Source organism: Candidatus Methylarchaceae archaeon HK02M2, from assembly GCA_024256165.1.
Lineage (GTDB): Archaea > Thermoproteota > Nitrososphaeria > Nitrososphaerales > JACAEJ01 > HK02M2.
The window spans coordinates 13,956-37,780 of record JAKLZG010000019.1; the positions used below are offsets into that span (position 1 = coordinate 13,956).

28 protein-coding genes and 1 tRNA gene are annotated in these 23,825 nt (G+C 37.3%); 21 read left to right on the plus strand and 8 right to left on the minus strand.

What is annotated here, in order from left to right; genetic code table 11:
- Window positions 1–7 precede the first annotated feature (7 nt).
- Complete coding sequence (locus tag L6N96_01335; protein MCP8322810.1) at window positions 8–742, minus strand: peptidylprolyl isomerase; 735 nt, start codon at window positions 740–742, stop codon at window positions 8–10.
- A gap of 222 nt (window positions 743–964) precedes the next feature.
- Window positions 965–2,119, minus strand: a complete 1,155-nt coding sequence (locus L6N96_01340) for an alanine--glyoxylate aminotransferase family protein (protein MCP8322811.1) — start codon at window positions 2,117–2,119, stop codon at window positions 965–967.
- Window positions 2,120–2,220: 101 nt separating this feature from the next.
- Between L6N96_01340 and L6N96_01345 the strand changes: the two genes are divergently transcribed.
- The 4 genes from L6N96_01345 to L6N96_01360 all read left to right on the plus strand — a co-directional run bounded on the left by L6N96_01345 (window position 2,221) and on the right by L6N96_01360 (window position 5,165).
- Window positions 2,221–2,748, plus strand: a complete 528-nt coding sequence (locus tag L6N96_01345; protein ID MCP8322812.1) for a nicotinamide-nucleotide adenylyltransferase — start codon at window positions 2,221–2,223, stop codon at window positions 2,746–2,748.
- 43 nt (window positions 2,749–2,791) lie between these two features.
- Complete coding sequence (locus L6N96_01350; protein MCP8322813.1) at window positions 2,792–3,391, plus strand: DUF429 domain-containing protein; 600 nt, start codon at window positions 2,792–2,794, stop codon at window positions 3,389–3,391.
- 141 nt (window positions 3,392–3,532) lie between these two features.
- The gene (locus tag L6N96_01355) at window positions 3,533–4,519 is read left to right on the plus strand and encodes an RNA 3'-terminal phosphate cyclase (protein ID MCP8322814.1); all 987 of its coding nucleotides are present in this window, start codon (window positions 3,533–3,535) and stop codon (window positions 4,517–4,519) included.
- A gap of 46 nt (window positions 4,520–4,565) precedes the next feature.
- Window positions 4,566–5,165 (plus strand): proteasome subunit beta, encoded by a 600-nt coding sequence (locus L6N96_01360; GenBank protein ID MCP8322815.1) that lies wholly within the window; start codon window positions 4,566–4,568, stop codon window positions 5,163–5,165.
- Between the two features lie 100 nt (window positions 5,166–5,265).
- Here L6N96_01360 and L6N96_01365 read toward each other — a convergent pair whose 3' ends face one another.
- Window positions 5,266–5,694, minus strand: a complete 429-nt coding sequence (locus L6N96_01365; protein MCP8322816.1) for a DUF6114 domain-containing protein — start codon at window positions 5,692–5,694, stop codon at window positions 5,266–5,268.
- An 85-nt stretch (window positions 5,695–5,779) separates the two neighbouring features.
- On the opposite strand from L6N96_01365, the gene L6N96_01370 reads away from it, so the two are divergent.
- Window positions 5,780–6,409, plus strand: coding sequence for a class I SAM-dependent methyltransferase (locus tag L6N96_01370; protein MCP8322817.1), 630 nt, complete (start codon window positions 5,780–5,782; stop codon window positions 6,407–6,409).
- Window positions 6,410–6,517: 108 nt separating this feature from the next.
- Window positions 6,518–7,069 carry a TMEM165/GDT1 family protein gene (locus L6N96_01375; GenBank protein ID MCP8322818.1) on the plus strand — a complete coding sequence of 184 codons (552 nt, stop codon included), beginning with the start codon at window positions 6,518–6,520 and terminating at the stop codon, window positions 7,067–7,069.
- 70 nt (window positions 7,070–7,139) lie between these two features.
- On the opposite strand, the gene L6N96_01380 is transcribed toward L6N96_01375, so the two are convergent.
- The 5 genes from L6N96_01380 to pyrH all read right to left on the minus strand — a co-directional run bounded on the left by L6N96_01380 (window position 7,140) and on the right by pyrH (window position 10,682).
- Window positions 7,140–7,307 (minus strand): 50S ribosomal protein L37e, encoded by a 168-nt coding sequence (locus L6N96_01380; GenBank protein MCP8322819.1) that lies wholly within the window; start codon window positions 7,305–7,307, stop codon window positions 7,140–7,142.
- Between the two features lie 122 nt (window positions 7,308–7,429).
- A complete protein-coding gene (locus L6N96_01385; protein MCP8322820.1) occupies window positions 7,430–8,584 on the minus strand; it encodes a hypothetical protein in 1,155 nt (384 codons plus the stop codon).
- A 451-nt stretch (window positions 8,585–9,035) separates the two neighbouring features.
- A complete protein-coding gene (locus L6N96_01390) occupies window positions 9,036–9,233 on the minus strand; it encodes a tautomerase family protein (GenBank protein MCP8322821.1) in 198 nt (65 codons plus the stop codon).
- 264 nt (window positions 9,234–9,497) lie between these two features.
- Window positions 9,498–9,622, minus strand: a tRNA-Val gene (locus tag L6N96_01395).
- Window positions 9,623–10,007: 385 nt separating this feature from the next.
- Window positions 10,008–10,682, minus strand: a complete 675-nt coding sequence (pyrH, locus tag L6N96_01400) for a UMP kinase (GenBank protein ID MCP8322822.1) — start codon at window positions 10,680–10,682, stop codon at window positions 10,008–10,010.
- Window positions 10,683–10,786: 104 nt separating this feature from the next.
- Here pyrH and prf1 point away from each other — a divergent pair, with 104 nt between their 5' ends.
- From prf1 to L6N96_01475, 15 genes are all read left to right on the plus strand, one after another.
- Complete coding sequence (prf1, locus tag L6N96_01405; GenBank protein ID MCP8322823.1) at window positions 10,787–12,037, plus strand: peptide chain release factor aRF-1; 1,251 nt, start codon at window positions 10,787–10,789, stop codon at window positions 12,035–12,037.
- 102 nt (window positions 12,038–12,139) lie between these two features.
- Window positions 12,140–14,488 (plus strand): valine--tRNA ligase, encoded by a 2,349-nt coding sequence (locus L6N96_01410; protein ID MCP8322824.1) that lies wholly within the window; start codon window positions 12,140–12,142, stop codon window positions 14,486–14,488.
- A gap of 34 nt (window positions 14,489–14,522) precedes the next feature.
- On the plus strand, window positions 14,523–15,143 hold the full coding sequence (locus L6N96_01415; protein ID MCP8322825.1) for a 50S ribosomal protein L6: 621 nt from the start codon (window positions 14,523–14,525) through the stop codon (window positions 15,141–15,143).
- Between the two features lie 7 nt (window positions 15,144–15,150).
- On the plus strand, window positions 15,151–15,609 hold the full coding sequence (locus L6N96_01420) for a 50S ribosomal protein L32e (protein ID MCP8322826.1): 459 nt from the start codon (window positions 15,151–15,153) through the stop codon (window positions 15,607–15,609).
- A 242-nt stretch (window positions 15,610–15,851) separates the two neighbouring features.
- Window positions 15,852–16,286 (plus strand): 50S ribosomal protein L19e, encoded by a 435-nt coding sequence (locus L6N96_01425; GenBank protein MCP8322827.1) that lies wholly within the window; start codon window positions 15,852–15,854, stop codon window positions 16,284–16,286.
- A gap of 4 nt (window positions 16,287–16,290) precedes the next feature.
- Window positions 16,291–16,884: a 50S ribosomal protein L18 gene (locus L6N96_01430; protein ID MCP8322828.1), complete on the plus strand. Its 594-nt coding sequence runs from the start codon at window positions 16,291–16,293 to the stop codon at window positions 16,882–16,884.
- Window positions 16,881–17,513 carry a 30S ribosomal protein S5 gene (locus tag L6N96_01435; protein ID MCP8322829.1) on the plus strand — a complete coding sequence of 211 codons (633 nt, stop codon included), beginning with the start codon at window positions 16,881–16,883 and terminating at the stop codon, window positions 17,511–17,513. Before L6N96_01430 ends, L6N96_01435 begins: the two co-directional genes overlap by 4 nt.
- Window positions 17,514–17,525: 12 nt before the next feature.
- On the plus strand, window positions 17,526–17,993 hold the full coding sequence (locus tag L6N96_01440; protein ID MCP8322830.1) for an uL30 family ribosomal protein: 468 nt from the start codon (window positions 17,526–17,528) through the stop codon (window positions 17,991–17,993).
- 58 nt (window positions 17,994–18,051) lie between these two features.
- Entirely contained in the window at window positions 18,052–18,492 is a 441-nt protein-coding gene (locus tag L6N96_01445; GenBank protein MCP8322831.1) for a 50S ribosomal protein L15, read from the plus strand.
- A 5-nt stretch (window positions 18,493–18,497) separates the two neighbouring features.
- The gene (gene secY / locus L6N96_01450) at window positions 18,498–19,937 is read left to right on the plus strand and encodes a preprotein translocase subunit SecY (protein MCP8322832.1); all 1,440 of its coding nucleotides are present in this window, start codon (window positions 18,498–18,500) and stop codon (window positions 19,935–19,937) included.
- A gap of 70 nt (window positions 19,938–20,007) precedes the next feature.
- Window positions 20,008–20,586 carry an adenylate kinase gene (locus tag L6N96_01455; GenBank protein ID MCP8322833.1) on the plus strand — a complete coding sequence of 193 codons (579 nt, stop codon included), beginning with the start codon at window positions 20,008–20,010 and terminating at the stop codon, window positions 20,584–20,586.
- On the plus strand, window positions 20,587–21,096 hold the full coding sequence (locus L6N96_01460) for an EMC3/TMCO1 family protein (protein MCP8322834.1): 510 nt from the start codon (window positions 20,587–20,589) through the stop codon (window positions 21,094–21,096).
- A 36-nt stretch (window positions 21,097–21,132) separates the two neighbouring features.
- Complete coding sequence (locus tag L6N96_01465; GenBank protein ID MCP8322835.1) at window positions 21,133–21,723, plus strand: cytidylate kinase family protein; 591 nt, start codon at window positions 21,133–21,135, stop codon at window positions 21,721–21,723.
- A 71-nt stretch (window positions 21,724–21,794) separates the two neighbouring features.
- The gene (locus tag L6N96_01470) at window positions 21,795–22,778 is read left to right on the plus strand and encodes an RNA-guided pseudouridylation complex pseudouridine synthase subunit Cbf5 (GenBank protein MCP8322836.1); all 984 of its coding nucleotides are present in this window, start codon (window positions 21,795–21,797) and stop codon (window positions 22,776–22,778) included.
- A gap of 6 nt (window positions 22,779–22,784) precedes the next feature.
- On the plus strand, window positions 22,785–23,729 hold the full coding sequence (locus L6N96_01475; protein MCP8322837.1) for a glycosyltransferase family 4 protein: 945 nt from the start codon (window positions 22,785–22,787) through the stop codon (window positions 23,727–23,729).
- The last annotated feature ends 96 nt before the right edge of the window (window positions 23,730–23,825 follow it).

The window sequence follows — 23,825 nt, forward strand, 5'->3', positions numbered from 1 at the left end:
GAATTAATTATGTCTTTTCTAAAGTTTTTTCTTCTTTAATTTTAGTTGTTTCACTGGGCTTCTTTGATTCATAAAGCTCGATAAAATAAACTTTGTTTACAACCTTGATAAACTTGAATAGATCATTCGAGATTGCTTTTTTGATTATTTGAATCCCTTCTATAAGATAAAGCTCACTGGGAAGCTGAATTTTAATACTATCCTCTTCTATAGTAAACTCAATCTTTTCTTCTTCTAGAGGTATTCTACGTCTTATCAATGCAACAATTTTATCATTTTCTGTCTCAAGTTTCTTTATAACTTCAACATCATAAAGCAAAGTCTTTCCGGCAAATTTATGGTTAAAGTCTATCTGAGCTCTTCCTGAACCAATAAATCTTACAATTCCTATTTTATTATCAATTTCCACCTCATCTCCAACACTAAGTTCGGAAGCTTTTTCTCCAAACTTCCTTAGAGGAATCATCTTTACCTTGCTAGGGTCTCTTTGACCAAAACCCTTCTCAGGAGGCACTTCTACACTAATTTTTTTCCCAATATCTGTTGCCAACAATGCCTCATCTAAACCCTTAAGAACCCACCCTTCTCCTATAGCAATTAACTTTGGCTCATACCTTTGGGCCGGATCATATACGCCAAGTTTTTTAGCCTTATCTTCAACAGTTACTTCAATTACTTCTCCAACATCTTTGATGCTGGCTGTGTAATTAATATACACTAACGTACCTACATCTAATGGCATGACTATGACCTAGACAAGAAAAAAGTAAGATAAATATACTTTTATTCTTTAAAAAATACAATATAAAATTATGTGAATATTAACGAGTGCAAGTCTCCCACCCTAACAGCTCAACCAAACTTAACTATGGTATGCGCATCTTTCTTTTCCTTAGTCGGTTGTAAATTCTGTGCTTTTAGCAATTCTTTTTCATACTCTTATGCTTAAATCAAAAAATACTGATCATATTATCTTTTTTTGGAGTATTTCTCTAGCTACTGATAAGCTATCATCAAACTTTAAATCAAGACCAAGTTCACTTAATGCCATATTAAGAGAACTTATTGTTTGCAAGACCTCGGGGGGACCTATCTTGCCCATCATACCTATCCTAAATATACTACCTTTGAGCTTACCTTGCCCCCCAGCAATGACTATATTGTATTTTTTTCTTAATAATTCCCTAAGAGTAGTATCATTGACCTTGGGAGGATTATTTATCGCTAGTACTGTATTAGACCTGAACTCCTTTTCTGGAAAAGGTATAAGACCCATTTTTTCTATAGCACTATAGGATGCTTTGGCACACACTTTGTGCCTAGAGATCACATTTTCGAGTCTTTCCTCTATAATTATCTTTAATGCTTCATCAAGAGCATAATACAATGGAATTGCTGGAGTAAAAGGTGTTTGGCATTTCTCTTTATACTTGCGGCATGATTTGAGGTTAAAGTAAAAACTATTTTCTGCCTTTTCTATGATGGACCATGCGTTATCACTAATCGAAAGCAAAGATAGCCCTGGTGGAGTCATAAGACATTTCTGGCTACCAGCAATGCAGATATCAATATACCAATCATCAACAGGTAAGTGATCCCCTCCAAGAATCGAGATTGCATCGACTATAAATAGCAGACCACGCTCATTACATAATTCGCCAATCTCTTTCATACATTGTATTTTAGCACCAGTAGATGTCTCATTATATATAACAGCAACTGCTTTTGCATCTTTCTCTTTCTTTATAGCATCCTCTATCATATCTATTGTAACTGCTCTTTTCCAATCAACAGGTATATCGATAGGTTTTCCTCCTATTACTGAAATTGTTTTACTCAATCTCTGGCCAAAGATGCCGCCAACTGGTACAATTATTTTTTTTACGCCTTGGATTATGTTACTTACAGCACATTCTATACCCCCAGTCCCTGAAGCAGAAATAACTACTACATCATACTTAGTTTGAAAAAGATACTTGGCATTATCTAAAATACTCTTATATAACTCTTGAAACTCAGGCCCTCTATGATGGATCATAGGCTTGATCATTGCTCTCATGATTCTTGGCGGAACATTAGTCGGGCCAGGGGTCATTAGGAGTTGTCTAGATTCTATCAATATAGAACCATCTCATTAACGAGAGGGAATATCAATATTTATTTAAGTTTTGATAATCGTAAAGAATTATACTACCTATTATCTGTTATAATGGGGGAGAATTGATCGAGCGGGGGCTTTTTATTGGGCGTTTTCAGCCATTTCATAAGGGCCATTTAAAAGTAGTGGCGAATTTGTTAAATAAGGTTGAAGAACTTATAATCTTGGTCGGGAGCTCCCAGTATAGTCATACTATGGACAACCCCTTTACTACGGGAGAAAGGATTACTATGATCAGACTTGCCTTGAATGAGGTAAGTATAGAACCAAGTCGCTACATCATTGTACCCGCACCAGATGTTGAAATGCACTCGATTTGGGTGTCTCACATCATATCATATTCTCCAAATTTTCAGGTAATTTTTTCAAACGAACCTTTAACACGCCACCTTTTTACAGAAGCAGGTTTTGAAGTCAAATCTATATCATTCTATAAAAGAGCAATATTGTCGGCAACAGAAATCAGAAAGAGGATGTTGTCAGGAGGAGATTGGGAAGAATTAGTGCCAAAGAGTATAGTTCAATTTATTAGGCATATAGATGGGATAAAAAGGATAATTAATCTATCAAAAAAAGATAATCCATATTGAAATATGCTAAAGTTATTAATGCGTCTAATATTCTACAAATCCTATGAACGTTATTGGAATCGACCTAGCTGGTGTTGAAAAAAGAGATAGTGGCATCTGTATCCTTAATGAAAAATTAATGGCTAATACCTATATTTTGAGACGTGATATTGAGATAATTGAAGGTATGATTAAAGAAGGACCAGAGCTAATAGCTATCGATGCACCGCTGAGCCTTCCTTTTGGTAGATGTTGTTTAAAAGATAACTGTTCATGTAGAAAAAAAGGGCATTTGAGGCAGTGTGATAAAGAACTTCTAAATATGAAAATTAAGTTCTTCCCACTAACATTAGGTCCTATGAGGAAATTAACTATGAGAGGGATGAAACTTAAAGAGAAGCTTGAAGCAAAAGGCCTTAAAGTTATAGAGGTCTATCCTGGAGGCGCTCAAGATATTCTTAACATACCCAGAAAGCAAAAGGGCATTTCTGAGTTAAAGAAAGGCCTTATGGCTATTGGGATAAAAAGCATCTCACAAGTTACAAGTGATCATGAGTTAGATGCAGCCACATCAGCACTTGTGGGTAAGATGTATGTTGAAGGCAATTATCTAGCTTTGGGCAATCCTGAAGAAGGGTTGATGATAATGCCAAGGAGAATATAAATTTTAATTAGACAACATTGAAAACATCATTGTCTATCTTTAATGTCAAAGTTTTGAAAATAATATTTTTGAGGTGGTAAGATACCTTCAAAACAAATTATTACCATTGATGGCTCTCTTGGAGAAGGAGGGGGACAGATAGTGAGAACGAGCATAGCACTATCTGCAATTATGGATATACCTGTTAAAATTATAAACATAAGGGCGAATAGGGCGAATCCGGGATTAAGACTTCAGCATATAGGTGCAATAAAAGCGATAGCCTCTTTATGCAAAGCTTCTGTAGATAATTTGAAAATCGGGGCCGATAAAGTAAGCTTCATTCCTAGTAAAATGCACTCTACTTCTATAAAACTTGATATCGGTTCTGCTGGAAGTATTACTTTACTACTTCAAGCTGTTATTCCGTCCGTCAGTCTTAGTAATATAAACGCGGAATTGGAAATAGTCGGCGGGACAGATGTGAGATGGAGTCCTACCATGAACTACTTTACTCGAGTCGTATTACCTATATATGAGCTCTTGGGCATAGATGTTGAGCTTCAAGTCAAGAGGAGAGGATATTATCCTAAAGGTGGTGGAATAGTTGGTGTGAAGATCAAACCATCAAAGGAGCCGAAAGCCTTGAACCTTATATCATCAAAAAATCCATTACCTTCGATCATTAGTATCTGCTCTAAATTGCCTAGAAGCGTAGCAGAAAGACAAATGAAAGCTGCAAAAAAATACCTCGCCAATCAAGGAATTGAGGTAAAAACATTCGAAACAGGTATAGAAGATTCTATCTCCCCCGGATCATCTATTCTCATTTATTCTATGGGAAAACAAGGACCGTTTCTAGGTTCAGATGCAATAGGTGTAAAGGGCAAACCTTCAGAGAAAGTTGGAAGGGATGCAGCTAAGCTCTTCTTAAGTGAATACTTATCCAATGCACCAATAGATGGACATTTAGGTGATATGATAGTACCATTCTTGCCCTTTATAAAAGGTCAGTCGAGATTTAAGGTTTCAAGAGTTACTTCACATCTTACTTCAAATCTATACGTAGCAAGCATTTTTACAAAATGCCAATATAGTATTGATGAGATGCCAGATAATACGGCTATAGTATGCATTAAGAGCATTTAAAACTTATAAGTAAATACAAACAAATATTAGTAAAAAGTGAAGCGCTTTGATACCCTCACAATTTATACCAGGTGCTACAGCTGTAGGAATAACCTTCAAGGATGGTATAATCTTGGGAGCAGAGAAGAGAATCTCTTACGGTACTTATGTAGTAAGCAGAGCGGGTAAAAAGGTCTTTAAGATAAGTGATCTGGTAGGGGCTGCTTGCGCAGGGATGGTAGTAGATATGCAAGTTTTAGTAAGGGAAATCTCGGCTCTTGTGAAAATAAGAGAGTTAGAACTAAGAAGGCCCATTCCTCCAAATTCTGTAGCTAAGCTCATGTCAGCTATTCTTTTTGCTAGAAGGTACTACCCCCTGATTACTCAAGTGATAATAGGTGGGGTCGATGAGAAACCATCTATTTATGTACTCGATCCATTGGGTTCAGTAATACCAGACGAATATTCATGTGTGGGGTCAGGCGCAGAAATTGCTATTGGAGTCATTGAAGCAAATTATTCAAGTGATTTGAGCGAAGAATCGGCAAAAGAACTCGTAGTAAAATCTATAAAATCTGCAATACAAAGGGATTCGGCTAGCGGGGACGGTACTGACCTTTTGGTAATAACAAAAACTGGTTCAAAGGAAGAATCTATAAAATTTTAAGTTAACTGGTAAATAAGCCCGTTTATACACAATAGTAAACCATACTTGAATAGAGCTCCTCATGATCTTTAGAGAAATCATTGTCTAAATGAATAAAAGCTCACTTGGAATGCTCCCATACGATGGCAAGTATTCCTCCAGCCAAACCGAGAAGGGCCCCCAAGACGAAACCACCCATTCCAAAAAGGCTCAGAGCTGAAAAGATTATTATGACGATCCCCCATGCTATGTGATCTTTCGGTTTCGAATAAAGCAAGACCGAACTTAACAAGATGAGAATTCCAGAAATCAATCCTATGATGGAAAAGATTCCAAAAGTTTCATCAGTAAAGCCTATCCCGTGCATCATATCCTCCCATCCATGCATCCATTCGTCCATCATCCCAAAGGGCATGTTCCCCCAGTGTACTGTTTCACCAGACATCCAAACCCATCCCCACACACCACCAAGAAGTATCAATATTCCCGCTGTAAATGACAATGCAAAGGGGACCATGGGCTTTACCTTGTCCTTATCCTTACCACTCAATTCAATTCAAATCCTTGTTTTGAAATACGAGTATTTATGATTAACATCCTATATATTCATGTGACTCATAGGATGGGGTGTCGTCTTGAAAGGGGGAGTTGATAAGAAGAGGTATGACAGGATAGCGGCTCTTTACGATTCGCTAGAGAGTCCTATGGAGCTTCTTACGTACTCCCGCTGGAGAGAGGAGGTCTTCGAAAGACTTCTGAAGGAAGGCAGAGTCCTGGAGGTTGGTGTTGGGACTGGCAAGAACCTGCCCTACTATTATAAGGGCCACGAAGTTGTCGCTCTTGATATAAGTGAGAAGATGCTGAGAAGGGCCAAAAAGAGGACTAAAAGAGTAAACGCATTGGTTCACCTTGTTCAGATGGATGTAGAAATGCTAGGTTTTCCTGATGAGATCTTCGAAGCAGTTATTTCTACCTACGTGTTTTGCTCTGTAGAAAACCCCACAAGAGGACTAAGAGAGATCAGGAGGGTTTTGAAGCGAAGTGGGATAGTAATCTTCCTCGAGCACATGAGGAGCGAAAACGAATCAATGGGAAAGGTCATGGATTTCATGAACCCAATGGTCGTGAACGCATTTGGTCCTAACATCAACAGAAGAACCGTTGACAACATAAGAAAAGCCGGTTTTGAAGTGATTGAGGAAAAGGATCTACTGGCTTCAATATTCAGGATCATAATAGCAAAACCTGTTCATTCATTATATTAGTTACACCTAACCTATCCTCTTTATTCCCAAAGCCTTCACACTATAAATTAAAGGAGCGATTCTTTTAAATAAAGAGTTAATAAATGCATACAAAATGAATAGCAGAGCATGATAGAGGATATATTGATTCCATTGATCACGACGGGTTTAGCGGAATTAGGAGATAAGAGCCAAATATCCATCTTTCTTTTATCATCAAAAACAAAAAAGCACCTTTATCTCTTGGTTGGCGTTATCCTTGCCTTCTTGATAGTAGATGGAGTTGCGATCTTATTGGGTTCTTGGATCACAGATATCATGTCTATAAGTTTGTTAAAGATATTTTCAGGGATCGTTTTCATAATTTTAGGAGTGTTGACATTAAGATATAATGAAGAAAAGAATGGAAATAAATTATATTCCAAAAATTCGTTTCTTTCGGGGTTTGTTTTGATTTTTATTACAGAATGGGGCGACAAGACACAGATAGCTTCAGGATTGTTCGCAACTAAATACAACGCTCTCATGGTTCTGATCGGGACTGTGGTAGCGTTGACTCTGGTATCTGTCATGGCGATCTACTTGGGTATATTCATTTCAAATAAAGTCGATAGAAATGTGATGACAAAAATTGCTGGGACGATCTTCATCTTGATAGGTATATCGTTCTTTATATTTTAGAAAACGTTTAAACTTGTCCTATTAACTTGCCCAGTTCTTTACGTCTTTAAATTATAATAGAATTTTTAAGTTATCTGTACGGCATCCAACTAAACTTTCTTATTTTTGGGCTTTCACCATAACCACAATAAGCACATCTTTGTTTTCTTATATGATAGGAATGCCTTCCACACCTTCTACATCTTATGTGAGTCTTACCCTTACTACGCCCTCCACGAGAAGTAGTTCCTTTAACCATCTTTAGCCCTTTGTTCGATCCTTCACTAAGGATTTATACATATCGATAAGTTAAATAATTTACATGAATGAGAATCTGAAATGAAAAGAAAGAAATGACAGCTGAGCTGACGTGCAAATTATTTAACTTAAAACTATTGCCGCCTGTATTCCAGCAAAAGTATCTCCTAGCCCAGTCAAGCTTTCAGGCTTATTATTTACAAAAGTAGGAATTAGACATAAGTTATAACCATCTATTTGTGTCTTGATTGCTTCAACATTCGATCTTGGAAGCGATTTTACTTTATCTAAATTCTCTTTAATGCTTCCAAAGGTCAATGCTGTCGCAACTCCGCACCCTATCTCTAGAGCTTCAAGCTCCTTTTTGATATCGTATTTTGAGACTGAAAGGGCAAATTCTGCAGAGTGTACGCAAATCCTTTTTAATCCATAAATTCTAATACCTTCTAAAGAAGCTTCTATCAGATCTCTTAAATTGGTAGACTCAGCATTTAAAAAAGCTCTACATTCATCTTCATTCATCCCCCATGACTCGGTGCAACCTCGATCTGAAAATTTTTTCATTGCATATCTAACAGACTCCTCACTACCCATGCCTAACTCAAAATGGACTTTTGGTCTTTTTGGATTGTCAAGGCATTCTATGATCTCATCACTCTTCTTCTTATAATTTGGTAGTAATAGGTGAGCGTAACCTATTATCAATATATCTATGAACCTCGAATCTGAAGCTTTTTCTAAGAAATGATAATCGAATATTCCATTCGATGATACCATATCCCAAGAGAATATATGTCTGCCAGTTGTAAGAACTCCTTCCTTTAGATCTCTCTTGAACTCGAAGATTATATGGTCGTACTCAGGGTCATTATCTATAACTGCTTCTTTTGGCGGTTTAAACCCTTCTTCACAAGCTATTTTGAATTCAGGAGAAGCTATCATAATATTATTGGGTCTACTAGGGTATGATACTAGAGGTTCAAAACCTAACTCGTACAAGGCTCTACCCATGTGAAAACCATTTCCCCCTAACGCTCTTCTTCTATTCTTAAACAAAGAATTTAAAACTGAATAAATTTCCTCTGAAATTAAGAACTCTTTACCTCCTTTGATAAGCGCTTTGTCCAGAGTATACGAAGCTTCTTCTATCGATCTTAAAACAATCTCCTTCGGTTCTGTCTTGAGAGATTTCTTAATCCAGTCCAAAACTTTATAATCGACATTAACAAATGAATCCCAGTTCGAATACAGTCCAGTTGCAACGTTTTTGGGGAACATCCTTTAACTCTATTTATTCCTATTCTTTTAAATTGAACTTTATAGATCTTAGCTATTTATCAAGCTGTGTTTAGAATTGCTAATTTGACTGGCCAATTCGTCAACGAATGCAGAACCAACAATAATTGTGCGAAATATGAGCATAGTTTTATTTGGGACTTTGAATATTTTTTAGAAAAAAAAGTCCTCTCTTTTAATTTAAATTAATATGTGCATTACAAACTAACCATTCAGTGTTCGCTTGACGATGGGTCGTAGAACTCCAAGAAGACAAAGGTTATGAAAATTAAGGCATAGTTAAGAAGGGTCGCAGTTTTATGATAACGATCCGGCTATAGCAGTCAAAGAACCAAGTACCGAAGATAGACTTAAGGTAATAATTAATATTGAAAAGAAGCGAGTGATATACCAACTATAAAGTGAAAACGTTCTTACATTCCTGATAAATTCTTTATGTAAGCTCTTTGAATTTTTCTGAGGCTGGTTCTCCGCCAATTCCCCAGTGCGATTTTGGGATTTCATGCACGATTACTTCCACAGCATGTACAGGGATACCCAAATCTACAAAGACTTTAGTTATACCTTGAATTACGGTTTTGACTTTTTCCTGTCCAAAACCTTCCCAGACGTTTACATGAACAACAGGCATTTTTCTACCTCCTAATTGTAAATTGATCACCTTTTTGCTAGATTATAAAATTTAATTCTTCCAAGGTTGCTTGGGCCTCTATCGTTAATCTCGTTAAGCAGGAAAGTTTGAATTAAGCGGTCTTGGAATCCACATCGGAATACTTCATAGTCAGATACCATTTTACGGCTACTGAGATCAATGCATGTTTACTCTGTGAACAATTAGGTCTTTGCGCAATCTTTTTTCCCTATAATACAAAAGGCGCGGACTGGACTTTTCAGATGGTGCGGGGGGTGGGATTTGAACCCACGAAGGCCTTAGCCAGCAGATCTTGAGTCTAGGCTGTGAAACTGCCCCCTTTTGTCGTTTCTTTAATCTTGACTTTGACCTGGCTCGGGGACCCCCGCAGATGTTTAAAAGATTCCTGTATGATTAATCTTTTACCATTAGATAGGTAGCATAGGAAATAATACCAAAATTATTAAGACTATCATGGCACCCATGAATATCATGTTCATTCTTTTATTTCGTTTTTGAATTTTTAGTTCTTTTTCTTTACATTCATTAGAGCAATAATCTTTATTCAATGGTATGGATTTACCACAAATCCTACAGTGTGTATGGGGTGAAATTCGCATACTTTTCTGTTTTTGAGACGTTGACAATGTAATTATACTTTAAAGCAAATTTTGCTAAATAATAATCTTTTGGTAATAGTAAATTATTTGAAGGAAGCTAAAGAGGATCGTATAATTTGAGAGCTCACCCGTTTGATTAGCCGTTCTTACTTCACTAAACCTCAATTCTTGTACCAATTTTCTTGCCTAGAACAGCAAGTTTAACATTTTCAGGTTTTAAACCATTTAATATTATAGTCTTTATTCCAGAATTTTTAAGAATTTTTATCGCTTTTAAATCCAATATGCTATGTATACCCGGTTTATACTCTATATCTGAAATTTTACATAATTCTGTAAATGTGATTGAGTCTAGCTTTTTAGCTTGAGGGTAGATTCTCGGATCTTTTATGTATACTCCTTCTTGATCGGTTGCCTTTACAAAAAGGTCTGCTTTTATGGCTTTAGCAACCAAGGCTGCAACAGAATCTGTTGTAATGCCTGGCTTTAGTCCACCCATTATAGCTATATTTGACATTTTTAATAAGTGGGTAATCTGATCTATCGTGGATGGGATTGTGTCTGAAAGAATTCCTTTAAGTTTCTTAACGAAAAGTTTAGCATTTAACCTAGATATGGAGATAGCTAATTCGTCTTGATCCTCTTCGTTCAGGCCTAGAGACTCAGCTGTCTTTATGAATTGCCTTGAGAGGGGGCCCCCACCAATTACAATCGCTAAGATATGCCCGTCTTCCCTTAACTCTAAAAAATGTTTTATATAGGCATTTAAAATAGAAGGGTCTGGTGGCGAGCCTATTATTGAGCCACCAATTTTAAGAACTATCTTCATTTTCAAAGCTCCACAAGTTTTAAAAATAGGCTTAACTTATTTATGTCTGTTCGCCTTAATGTGACAACTAATTGTTTATCGATAAAGGCTAAAAGTTGGTACATATGACTTCTAAAGCTGACTCAGTAACTCTATACAGGATGAGGAAAATATTAGTGGAACTCTCTACTAAAAAAGGTAGTGGAACTGAGCTAGTATCGTTATACATCCCGCCAAAGAAACCATTCCACGACGTCTCAAGTTATTTGAAAGATGAATTTGGGAAGGCTTCTTACATAAAATCTGATAGCACTAGAAAGCATGTCCAAGATGCTTTAGTGAAGATTATGCAAAGATTGAAACTCTATAAGGAGACACCTGAAACTGGACTTGCTATATTTTGTGGTGCACTTCCCCCAAATCCCGGTGCTCCACCAGGAAGCGAATCTATGGAGTTGTATGAAGTAATACCTCATAAACCTATACCTAGTTATCTATACAGATGTGATGATCACTTCCATCTCGAGATACTTCGAGAAATGATAAAAGAAGAGAAGATAATAGGTATAATCTCTATAGACAATAATGAAGCAGGGTTAGGCATCGTTTCAGGTAGTAGAATTGATGTCATAGATGTAGTTACTTCAGGTGTTTCTGGAAAGCATAGAGCAGGAGGGCAGTCGGCTAGAAGGTTCGAACGTCTAAGGGAAACAGAGATCAATAATTATTTTAAAAGGGTGGCTAGACACTCAAAAAAGGTCTTTTTAGGCCAATATGAGATAGAAGGACTTATCGTTGGAGGGTCAGGACCCACAAAAGATTATTTTTTAAAGGGAGAATACTTAGATTATAGATTACAAGATAACGTATTAACCGTCGTGGACACCTCTTACGCTGGGAGAGAAGGGATAAGGGAGACTGTCGAGAAGTCAGAAGATATTTTACAAGACCTACGAATTATCGAAGAGAAGGAACTCGTCAAGAACTTCTTGAGTGAGATCTCTTCTGATAAGGGGTTGGTAGTTTATGGAATAGATGAAGTGATAAATTCTTTAGATATGGGAAACGTACACACAGTGCTAGTTTCTGAGGATATAAACCGAATATACTTACATGTAACATGCAAGAGGTGTGGTGTAGTCAAAGAATCAATCGTTACTCAGGATAGCTTAATCCCTGAAAAGCAAAAACTCATCTCAGAAGCTTGTTCTGAATGTAACAGTAACGAAACTGAATTAATTGAAAAGGATTTAATCGATTTTCTAGTCGACAAAGCAATGGAGATAGGAGCAAAAGTAGAGGTAATTTCTTCTAAAAGTGAAGATGGAGTAATGTTTAAAAGTTTTGGGGGTATTGGGGCTTTTCTAAGGTATTAATAATTGCTTTGTCTACCCGATAAAAGAAATATTTGACTGGTTACAGTTTGACCTTTTGCTTAAATATCTCGGTCTGCCTAACGTTTAAGATTCGGTGTCATTATGAGATTCATCCCAAAAATTAAAGAAAAGAGATGGAGCCCAAATGTAGAATCAGAAATTTTCAACGGATGGCAAAGGGAGAGCATATTTCACTTTGAAAAGGATAGTAAGAAAGCTTTATTCAGTATAGATACGCCCCCACCCTATGTTAACACTCCTGTTCATATCGGTCATGCATACACTTACATCTGGATGGATGTGATGGCAAGATATAGGAGGATGTTAGGATATAACGTCCTATTTCCTATGGGGTTAGACAAGAACGGACTGCCGATAGAGGTTCAGACGGAGAAAGAGTATAACATTAAGATGAATGAAGTACCACGCCAGGAGTTCATAATAAAATGCAAAAATTTGCTCAAGAAATATGGAGACATATCATTAGATACTTTCAAGAGGCTTGGTTTAAGCTGCAACTCATGGGAGATAAAGCATGTATTGGGAGGGAGATATGATACAGACGATCCAGAATATAGAAGACTCACTCAAGAGACATTTATCTATCTTTGGAAGAAAGGTCTGGTATATGAGGGCATAAAGACGACGAATTACTGCCCAGTTTGCAAGACAGCAATCTCGGATGCTGAGGTAGATTATAAAGAAGATTACACAAATTTAAACTATATTAAATTTAAAGTAAAAGAAAGCCAAGAAAATATAGTCATAGCTACCACGAGACCTGAGTTACTCTGTACATGTAAAGTAGTACTATTTAACCCTGAAGATGATAGGTATAAACGATTAAAAGGGAATCATGTCATAGTACCGATATATAATCATGAAGTCAAGATAATTGCCCATCCTTATGCTAAGATGGAGTTTGGTACTGGTTTCGTAATGATGTGCAGTTATGGAGATTATAATGATATAAGGCTTCTTAGGGAGCTTGATATGAAGCCGACATACGCTATAGACAAAGATGGCAAGATGAACAACATTGCAGGGAAGTATAAAGGTTTGAGCGTTTTGGAAGCAAGAGATAGAATAGTCAAAGACTTGGATAGCATGGGATTATTGGTAAAAAATGAAAGGATAATGCATAGAGAACCTATATGTGAGCGATCTAAAGATCCAATTGAATTTATACCTACAAAAGAGTTGTATTTGAAACAAGTGGACTATAAAGACGAAATCTTAAAGATCTCCGATGAAATGAATTTTTATTCTCGAGAAAATAAGCAAATCTTAGTCGATTGGATCAACTCTATAAATATAGATTGGGTATTATCCCGCAGAAGGTATTATGGGACAGAGATACCAATTTGGTATTGTAAGAAATGTGGTAAAGAGATATTGCCAGAACCAGGAAGATATTATCAACCTTGGAAGGAAAAGTGTCCAGTAAATCAATGTCCAAAATGTGGTAATGAGGATTTCGTAGGTGAAGAGAGGATCTTCGATACTTGGTTCGACTCAAGCACTTCTGAAGTTTATATTTTAGGCTACCTCTGGGGAAGAGATTATTTTAATAAAGAATTTCCATGTAGCATGAGACCTCAAGGAAAGGAGATAGTAAGGAACTGGCTCTACTTCACCATCTTAAAGTCGTATCATCTATTTCGAAAGAAGCCATTCGAAAATGTATGGATCCACATGCATGTAGTCGATGAGAAAGGAGAGAAGATGAGTAAAAGTAAGGGTAACGTAATAGATCCACAAGACGTCATCAAAAAATTCGGTGCAGAAGGCTTTAGAATCTGGACTTGTTTAGAGGGAAATATAACAAGGGGAGACATAAAATGCTCATTCCAGAGGATAGAGGGGCATTCGAAGTTCTTAACAAAACTCTGGAATATAGCAAGATTTATCTCGATGTTTCCAAGAGAGAATGCAGAGCCAGAAGATACAGATAGATGGATACTTGGAGAATTATCGAAACTGATAGAGGATGTAAAGAAGAGCTATGATGAGTATGCATTTAATGATGTTGCAACATCGATCAGAGACTTCACTTGGAATGTATTTGCATCCAATTATGTAGAGATGGTGAAAGGTAGGGCTTATGGTCAATTTTTTTCTAAGAAAGAGCAAAGGGCGGTCTGGTTCACTCTACATGAATGCCTCGAGAATATACTTTTATTGTTGGCTCCAATTATTCCATTCTTTACAGAGCATGTATGGTCCATGCTGTATGGTGGAGCGAGCATACATCTTAAGCGATTTCCAAAAGTTAAATGGAGCAAGAACCTAAATAAATTAACTCAAAAAATTCTTGATTTCAACTCTTTCGTCTGGAACAAAAAGAAAGAGGAAAAGTTATCACTAAAGAATCCAATCGAAGTAAAAGTTCCTGAAGAACTAATGATCTTCTTCAAGGACTTAAAGGTTATGCACAACATCATTAAATAAGTTTGAAGAATGTTTAAGTAATGCTTTTTGGAGTTTGGAAATAGTAATGTCATCCCAGATGGACACCGGACTCAAAGATAATAGTAGAACTGTAGATAAAGGTAAAAAGAAATCGAAGATTAAAGAGAGGATTATGCTGGAGAACGAGCTTCCTGAAAGTGTTACAGCAAGATTAGATGCAGATTTACTTATCATTAAAGGACCTTTAGGCGAATGTAAGAAGGATTTCTCTAAGATAAAGACTCAAGTTTTACATAACGGAAATAAAATAATTATACAATCCTTGGGTAAAAAGAAGTTCGACATTAGCGTTGCCAATACTGTAAGATCGATTATAAGGAATATGATCAAAGGTGTAACTGAGGGCTTTACCTATAAACTCAAGATAGTGTTCGCACACTTCCCGATTTCTGTGAAGGCGAAGGATAACAACGTGATCATTGAGAACTTTTACGGAGAGAGGTCTCCACGTATAGCGAAAATAGTAGGTGATTGTAAAGTGATGTTTGAGGGGGATGATGTCATCGTCAAAGGTGTCTCATTAGAGGATGTTGGTCAGACAGCGGCAAATATAGAACAAGCAACAAAAGTGAAAAAGAAAGATCAAAGAGTCTTCCTCGACGGGATTTATGTATATGAAAAACAGAAGGGATGATAATAAATTGGCAAAAGTTAAAACAAAAACCTCTAAGACTAGAAAAAAGAAAGAAAAGAGTATTAAAGAACTCTTAAAGATTAGAGATAGCATAGATGATAAACGCCCTAAGTTTATTAGGCAAGAATCTTGGAGGTACAAACGACTAGATAAGGCTTGGAGGAAGCCGAAAGGCATAGACAATAAGATGCGTCGCAGAGTTAAAGGCTGGCCTCAAATAGTGAAAGTTGGTTATCGGGGACCGAAGATAACTAGAGGAATCCACCCTTCAGGTTACAGAGATGTATTAGTTCATAATATGGGAGAACTTGAAGGCCTAGATCCTGAAAAAGATGCAGCAAGGTTAGCTTCAACTTTAGGGGCAAAAAAGCGTACTGAATTGATAGGGAGGGCTAAAGAACTAGGCATAAAAGTATTAAATCCAAGAGTTATTAGAAAGATTAAGTCGAAAGAAATTCAAGAATAAAAAGTAATAGTGGATTAATTCTATCGTCTTATATGTTGTGTATAATTCTTATTAGTTTGCCAGTAAAATTGTGTGAATATGATGTAAAACTAATAAAAATGTACAGTTAAATTTTTTAAAAAGACATTATGAAGAAATTCTAAATCAGACTGTTATCAAGAAAGATTTAAGGGAGAGCAACAATTGGGAATGTAGAGCGGGCCTCAACTTAATTACTAATAGAGAATTGATGAATGATGAACTTGAGTAACAAGAAAGTAATGGCAGCAAAAGTCCTCAAGGTAGGGGTGAACAGGGTTAGGATCGACCCTGAAAATCTTGATCGTGTAGTTGATGCCATTACTAAGGATGATATTCGTGCCCTCATAAGAGAAGGTACGATCTGGACTGAACCTATCAAAGGCATTTCTCGTGGTCGTACTAGAAAGAGAAGAGCTTCAAGGAAAAAGCGTGGAAGAGGTAGCGGCTCAAAGAAAGGCACTTCTGGTGCAAGATCTCCCAAGAAAAGATTATGGATTAATAAAGTTCGGGCTACAAGAAATCATTTGAAGAAAGCTAGAGAGAGAGGAGATATTACGGGTGAAGTATTTAAAAAGCTTTATTCACAAATAAAAGGTGGTCAGATCAAATCGGTCAGACATCTTAAGGATGAGATAAGTCTAAGTCGGAGGAGATGAGATCGTGCGTAGTCGATATATTTCTATTCTGCGCAGAAGGCGAGAAGGAAAAACCAATTATAGAAAAAGGAAAGCTATAATCATGAGCAAACTACCTTTCGTTTCAATTTTTATAGGTAAAAAGAATATCTTAGTTCAGATATCATTACCTCAAAAAGAAGGTGATTTGACTTTAACATCTGCCCACTCAAGAGAGCTAATGAAGTATGGATGGTTGGCCTCAAGAAAGAATATTCCTACAGCATATCTTGTAGGTTTATTGACTGGACTCAAAGCGAGGGGTAAGATAGATAAAGCAGTTTTATACTTAGGTTTGAAACACTTCATGTACAACTCTCGTATCACAGCAATAATGAAAGGACTATTAGATGCAGGTATATCGATACCTGTAGAAGAAGAAATATTACCATCAGAAGAGAGGCTTAAAGGGGGACATATCGCAGATTATGCCAAGTATCTATTGGAAAGTGATAAAGATCTTTATAAAAAAAGGTTTTCAGAATTAATTGGTAAAGGCCTTAATCCAGAGTCTCTTCCAGAGCATTTTGAAGAGATTCGAAAAAAAATAATTGATGTTTTTGAGGTGAAAAAGAAGTGAGAAAACGACGTAGAGAAAGCAGACAAATAATCCAAGAACCTTGGACGCCCAGAACAAGATTGGGGTCTCTTGTAGCAACAGGAAAGATCACTACATTAGAAGAGATATTTGAAAATGGTATGAAGATAAAGGAACCAAGCATAGTAAAAACACTCTTACCAGACCTAAAAACGAATGTTATTGGTGCGGGGATAGTTCAAAAGCAGACAGATGCAGGTGAGCAGACTAGGTTTGTCGCTATAGTAGCCGTTGGGAATGAAGAAGGTTGGTTTGGCGTGGGGAGAGGGAAAGCCCACCAAATGAGAATAGCAATCGAGAAGGCGACCAACGACTCTTTATTGAGTATAATACCAGTAAAATTAGGTTGCGGTAGTTGGGAATGTAGATGCATGGGCCTCCACTCAATTCCATTCAAGACTACAGGTAAGTGTGGAAGTGTCAGAATAGTGATGATTCCAGGCCCAAAGGGACTCGGACTTGTAGCTGGAGAAAAGATCAGAATTTTACTATCTCTCGCTGGAATAAAGGATGCTTGGACAAGAACTTATGGCTCTACAAGTACCATATCATCTGTAGCTTATGCGGTATATGATGCCTTAAAGAATATTCATAGTTTGAATATAAGATAAAGTTGAAAAGCTTTGAACAAGAACCTTTTGGTTGTCAGGCTTCGGGGAACTGTTAATGTTCGAGAGCCTGTAAGAAGAACTCTTGAACAACTTCATCTAACAAAAAGGTTTAGAGCAACAATTATTCCAGACACGCCAGAGTATAGAGGAATGTTATTGGCCTCTAAGGAACTTGTTGGGTGGTGCCCTGTGGATTCGTCTCTTATCTCGAAATTGATAAAAAATAGAGGGCGAAAGGGAGGATGGAAGCCTTTAACTTATAACGATATCAAGAAATTGGGGTTTAAAGGCTTTCGGGGCATAGCAAAATCAATAGATGAAGGAAAGACTGCTTTGAAGGAAATCGAGGGTATGAATCCTTATTTTGCCTTATCGCCACCAAAAGGGGGTTTTAAACGATCAACAAGGCGTCTATACACTCAAGGAGGAATTTTGGGTGAAAATCCTGAACTTGTTTCTATTGTTGCGAATATGATCTAAGTTAGTTATAATCATTAACTTTTTTAATTTGGTGAATTACCAAGTTTAACAAGAGGTGTTGAACATACCTACTCGATTGAAAAAGACAAGAAAATTGAGAGGGTCAAGGACTTGCGGTTATGGCCGAGTAGGTCAGCATAGGAAAAGCGGCGGCAGAGGAGGAAAAGGAAAAGCTGGCCTCAAGAAGCATAAATGGACTTGGGTTGTGAAGTACGCACCAGATTACTTTGGCAAGCATGGTTTCAAACCGCCTACTAGTGTACTTATCAAGAAATGGATCAATGTCGGTCAACTAAATGAGATATATAATAAACTCTTGAAGGAGAATAAGATAGAACAAAAGGACGATAAGGTTTTGATCGATCTCATCAAGTTGGGCTATGATCGACTCCTCGGAAATGGCGAAGTTAAAAGTAGTTATCATATAATTACTAAATCATTCACAAAGATTGCAAAGGCTAAAATAGAAAAAGCTGGAGGATTAATAACTACAAGGTAAATGTGATGAGTAGTCTTTATGGATTCCTAAAAGGCATATCTACTATCCTGCCTGAGGTCCCTCCACCTCAAAGGAAACTTTCCTTAACAATGAAGTTAGTCTGGACAGCGCTCGCTTTAGCTATCTACCTAATTATGGCAGAAACTCCATTATATGGAATCACAACGGGTGGGACAGATCCGTTGGCTTACTCTAGAATTATCTTTGCGTCTAATCAAGGTACTCTTATGGAGTTTGGCATAGGTCCTATAGTTACAGCAGGATTGGTCATGCAACTACTAAAGGGTGCAGACATAATTAGGCTAGATTTTAAAAAGCCTGAAGATAGGGCCCTATTCACATCTGCAACGAAACTCCTAACTATGATCGTTATACTTGTACAGTCCTTAGGCTATATGGTAGCGGGTATTTATGGTACTCTGTCTCTCATGACCACGATCATTATAGTTATGCAACTATTCTTTGCTAGCGTGCTTGTGATGCTATTGGACGAACTCGTTCAGAAAGGATGGGGCATTGGTAGCGGTATAAGCTTATTCATTATGGCTGGTGTAGCTCAGAAGATAATGTGGGATATCTTCAATCCTCTAACCGTAAACGTAGGAAGCCAAGAAGCTCCACAAATTGTTCCTTATGGTTTCATACCTTACCTTATCGATACCTTGATTAGAGGTGCCCCTTTTGAAACTATTGTGAGAGAAGGCGCTCTTCCAAGTCTAATAGGGTTCCTCATGACTGTGGCGGTTATTCTCTTCCTAATTTATATTGAAGGGGTCAGGGTAGAGGTACCCATCTCATCCTCGAAATACAAAGGCTTCTCAGGCGTCTATCCCATTAAGTTGCTCTATGTATCAGTCGTTCCAGTAATCTTTGCTTCAGTAGTACTAACAGATTTTGTATTCATCTCTCAATTCATTTGGAGCAGTTACAATCCAGCGAACACCAACATATGGCTCAACTGGCTAGGTACAGGGACACTTGATGCGACAGGTAACATATTATTTCCAACAGGAGGTTTAGTTTATTACATGTCACCAATATATGGATTGAGCACTGCTTTGGAAGATCCTTTAAGAGCTCTCTCTTACATCTTTTTTATGGTCTTGATTGTAACGATCTTCTCCAAACTCTGGGTAGAGATAGGTGGTTTAGCACCTAAAGACGTTGCTAAAAGCCTGATCGATGCAGACGTTCATGTCCCAGGCTTTAGAAGAGCAGAAGCTTCGGTAGGAACTATTTTAACAAGGTACATCCCACCAATTACTATTTTAGGCGGTATTATAATCGGTCTCCTAGCTTCTGTGTCCGATGTCTTGGGTGTCTTTGGCTCAGGCACGGGAATATTGTTGATGATAGGTATAATCATGCAGTATTACCAGATATTGATGAAGGAGCAACTCGAGACGATGATGCCTAGGCTTGCGGGAATATTTGAGAGAAAGTAAGCGATAAAGAAAAAGATTTTTAACTTGAGTAGAGATTCATTTTCAAGCTTACTTCTATATGGTGTTGACTTTGGTTACTAAACGAGTTGTAATTGTGGGCATTCCTGGGGTCGGTAAGACAACAGTGGTCAACATGGTAGTGGAACAGATAAAAAAACATAAGTTAACTTTAGAATCTGTTGTATTTGGTACTTTGATGTTTGAGGAAGCAAAAAATCTAGGCATTAAGCATAGAGATGAAATGAGAAAGTTGCCAGTAGATGACCAGCGTAAACTCCAAATAAAAGCGGCTGAGAAGATAGTAATGATGAAACCTGATTTTTTATTTGTAGACACTCACCTCATGATAAACACCAAGGAAGGATATTGGCCCGGTCTTCCATTTGAAGTCTTAAGATCTTTATCTCCGAGTAATCTGATATTGATAGAAGCTCTACCTCATGAAATAATTTCAAGGCGAACAAGAGATTCCGGAAGGCTTAGAGATTCTGCTGAAGAAGATGCGATTGACAAAGAGATGGAGATAGCAAGAGGTATGTTGAATACTGCAGCGATAATAAGTGGCGCTCCACTACTTATTGTAATGAATAAAGAAAATCATATAGACGAGGCTGCCAAACGGATTCTAAAAGCTCTTGATGTGATATGAATGGTAGACCCAACTATGATGCCCGTAGCTACTTTGTTAGTAACAGCTGTCGCTTTACTGTTGAGCCTTACTTCAAACACGATAACCCGTCTATTTACAGATGTGGATCGAGCAAGAAGAATAAATACAGAAGTTAAGGCTTTCAGAGATGAACTGAAGCAAGCTATACAAACAAAAGATAAGGCTAAAGAGAAAAAACTCAAGAAAAGGGAGAAGCAGATGATGGAGTTACAGATGAAAGTAACAAAAGAAAGAATGAAACCCATGCTTCTCTTTTGGGTCCCGTTCATAGCAGTTTACTATCTTCTTGCTACTTTCCTTGGCGGCTATGATGCTATTGTGGCCGTGTCTCCTATACCTATTAACCTCTTCATAATAAACATTGGAGTACCGATCGAAGTTAGCGGATCACTAGTAGGTTATGGTTTCAGCCTTTTCTGGTGGTACTTGATTTCATCTTTCGCTTTCAGTGCAATTATAATGAAGCTTCTTAGAACTAGTCCGAGCTAGAATGCTTAATAAATTCGTTGAAAACAAATATGATAGATGCCTCTAAAAAAGAGTAATCTTGTAATTTGTATCTCAGGTATGGCTGGTTCTGGAAAGAGCACTTTAGCTAAAAGAATTGCCAAAAGATACGGTTTGAGATACTTTTCAGGTGGAGATGCCTTAAAACAAATAGCGATGGAAAAGGGATATCAGCCGAAAATTTATGGATGGTGGGAGAGTAAAGAAGGACTAAGGTTCTTAGAAGAAAGAATGAAGTATAAAAAATTCGATAAAAAAGTAGATGATAAATTACTCAAAATGGCAGATAGAGGGAATGTTGTGCTTGATAGCTGGACAATGCCTTGGCTCTTGGAAAGAGAGGCCTTCAAGATCTGGTTAAAAGTATCTTTAGAGAAGAGAGCAGAAAGGGCATCTAAAAGGGATCGAATGACGCTTCAAAGTACCCTTCGGATAATACAGGAGAAGGACGAGATGACCAGATCTATCTATAAGAACCTTTATGGGTTTGATTTTGGAAGAGACGTTTCCCCTTTCGATCTCATACTAAATACAGATAGATTCGACCCCCTTGAAGTCTACGATGTAGTCTCCAAAGTTATCGATCTTTATATCAAAAGATTACCATAATAAAGCCCTTTAAAAGTTACGTGCTACAAAGGTTTTTAGTTTAGTATAAATAAAGTAAGAGGAGACCATTTTTGCAGGCTTCGATTACTATAGATGAAGATATAACAGATTTAAGTTATGGTTACGATCCATACAAGCGTCCTATAAAAACTCTCTTGGATTATGGGGTCGTACTCCTAGACAAGCCTCCAGGGCCGACTAGCCATGAAGTTGTATCTTGGGTGCGAAAGATGCTGGGAGTGGAAAAGGCAGGACATAGTGGAACTCTGGACCCCCTTGTAACGGGAATGCTACCAATAGGGTTAGGTGAAGGAACAAAAGCTCTATCACTCCTCTTATTAGGACCTAAGGAGTATTATGCTGTTGCGAGAATTCACAATCCAATGAATCTGACAAGGCTAAAACAAGTTATCTCTGAATTTACAGGAGAAATTTATCAACGCCCCCCTCAAAGATCGTCTGTGAAGAGAGCCACAAGGACTCGTACTATCTACAATCTAGATTTGATCGAGCAGAGTGGCAATCTAATCCTCTTAAGAGTTCTCTGCCAAGCTGGAACTTATGTGAGAAAGCTCATTTACGATATCGGGGAAATCTTGGGCTCGGGCGCTACCATGGTAGAGTTAAGAAGAACGAAGGTCAGCGATCTGAATGAAGAAGATGGATTGGTTAGGCTTCATGATCTATTGGATGGAGTTTATGAATGGAAAGAGGGGAATGAAGATAAGATAAGGAAGTTCATAAGACCTATAGAGTTTGCTACATCTTCTATAAAGGCGGTTGTAATGCGAGATTCAGCCGTGGATGCTATCTGTCATGGAGCGCAATTGGCTGTACCTGGGATATTGCAGATATCGCCTAATATCTTGAAAGGGGATATAATATGTATGTATACTTTGAAGGATGAGTTGGTAGCAATAGGAGAGGCTTTGATGTCTACAAATGAGATAGTAAATGCGAGTAAAGGGCTGGCCTTTATGACAAAGCGTGTAATAATGAAGGTCAGTACATATCCTGAACTATGGCGATCATCAAAAATTGACTTAAAAGAGTAAATATAAATGAAGATCAGACTTCTTTCTCCAACATTTGGTGGTACATCAGGTGTTGGAAGACATGTCGAATCTCTCTCAAAAAAATTGATGAATAAAGGATACGAAGTTACGGTCGTCTCAACAAATAACACACCTTACATCCCTGTTAAAAATCTTAAGAATCTTAGCTGGGCGTTTTTTTCTTGCTTGAAGCGAGAGAGAGCAGATATAATTCATGCCCATAACTTGCCAAGCATGATCCCAGCAAAGACCGTGGAAGGTAAAAGAATATTATCAATTCATGGATATTATTCATCACAAATAGAGTTATTGCATGGAAAGATCTTAGGAAAGGTGTTAAGTCTTTATGAAAAGAAGGTTCTTAATTGGGCAGATTCCATCACATGCATCAGTAAAGATACTACACACATCTACCGCAATATAGGATTCAATGTCGAATATGTACCGAATGCTGTAGATGTCAGTAAAATCGAAGAAATTTGTAGAGATGTTGAGCGTAGACCGAGAAGAATCGTCTACGTTGGGAGAATGACGAAAGAAAAGGGTTACGGTGTTTTAATTAAAGCTTTAAAATTGTTATCAGATTATGAATTCATAACTGTTCATGGAAGACCTTGGATTGAAGCTATTAAATTGATAGCATCTTCAAAAGTATTGATTGTGCCAAGTTTTATGGAGGGATTGCCTACAGTAATATTAGAAGCCTTTGCTTCTGGAACGGCTGTGATAGCATCTGAAATAGGGGGGATTTTTGAGTTGATCAAAGACAAAGTAAACGGGTATTTATTCAAGCCTGGAGATTATTATAAACTTGCAAATCTAATAGATTTAGTTTTAAAAGATGAGAGAATTCATAAAAATATTACTAATAAAGCTAAAGATAAAGTTAAGAGAGAATACGATTGGGAGCAAGTTATCCGTAAATACATACGAATATATGAAGAGAGTTGATTTTTTTAATGAAGATCGGTATAATAACAAATTATAATGTCAAACTAGAGTTGATAGATAAAAGTTAAGAAGATTTCTTGGCTAGTATTACGATTT

Bases quoted from the DNA above. Each gene is read 5' to 3' on its own strand.
- L6N96_01335 (MCP8322810.1), bottom strand. From the start codon at position 742: ATGCCATTAGATGTAGGTACGTTAGTGTATATTAATTACACAGCCAGC.
- L6N96_01350 (MCP8322813.1), top strand. From the start codon at position 2,792: ATGAACGTTATTGGAATCGACCTAGCTGGTGTTGAAAAAAGAGATAGT.
- L6N96_01375 (MCP8322818.1), top strand. From the start codon at position 6,518: ATGATAGAGGATATATTGATTCCATTGATCACGACGGGTTTAGCGGAA.
- L6N96_01380 (MCP8322819.1), bottom strand. From the start codon at position 7,307: ATGGTTAAAGGAACTACTTCTCGTGGAGGGCGTAGTAAGGGTAAGACT.
- L6N96_01385 (MCP8322820.1), bottom strand. From the start codon at position 8,584: ATGTTCCCCAAAAACGTTGCAACTGGACTGTATTCGAACTGGGATTCA.
- L6N96_01390 (MCP8322821.1), bottom strand. From the start codon at position 9,233: ATGCCTGTTGTTCATGTAAACGTCTGGGAAGGTTTTGGACAGGAAAAA.
- pyrH (MCP8322822.1), bottom strand. From the start codon at position 10,682: ATGAAGATAGTTCTTAAAATTGGTGGCTCAATAATAGGCTCGCCACCA.
- prf1 (MCP8322823.1), top strand. From the start codon at position 10,787: ATGACTTCTAAAGCTGACTCAGTAACTCTATACAGGATGAGGAAAATA.
- L6N96_01410 (MCP8322824.1), top strand. From the start codon at position 12,140: ATGAGATTCATCCCAAAAATTAAAGAAAAGAGATGGAGCCCAAATGTA.
- secY (MCP8322832.1), top strand. From the start codon at position 18,498: ATGAGTAGTCTTTATGGATTCCTAAAAGGCATATCTACTATCCTGCCT.
- L6N96_01460 (MCP8322834.1), top strand. From the start codon at position 20,587: ATGGTAGACCCAACTATGATGCCCGTAGCTACTTTGTTAGTAACAGCT.
- L6N96_01465 (MCP8322835.1), top strand. From the start codon at position 21,133: ATGCCTCTAAAAAAGAGTAATCTTGTAATTTGTATCTCAGGTATGGCT.
- L6N96_01475 (MCP8322837.1), top strand. From the start codon at position 22,785: ATGAAGATCAGACTTCTTTCTCCAACATTTGGTGGTACATCAGGTGTT.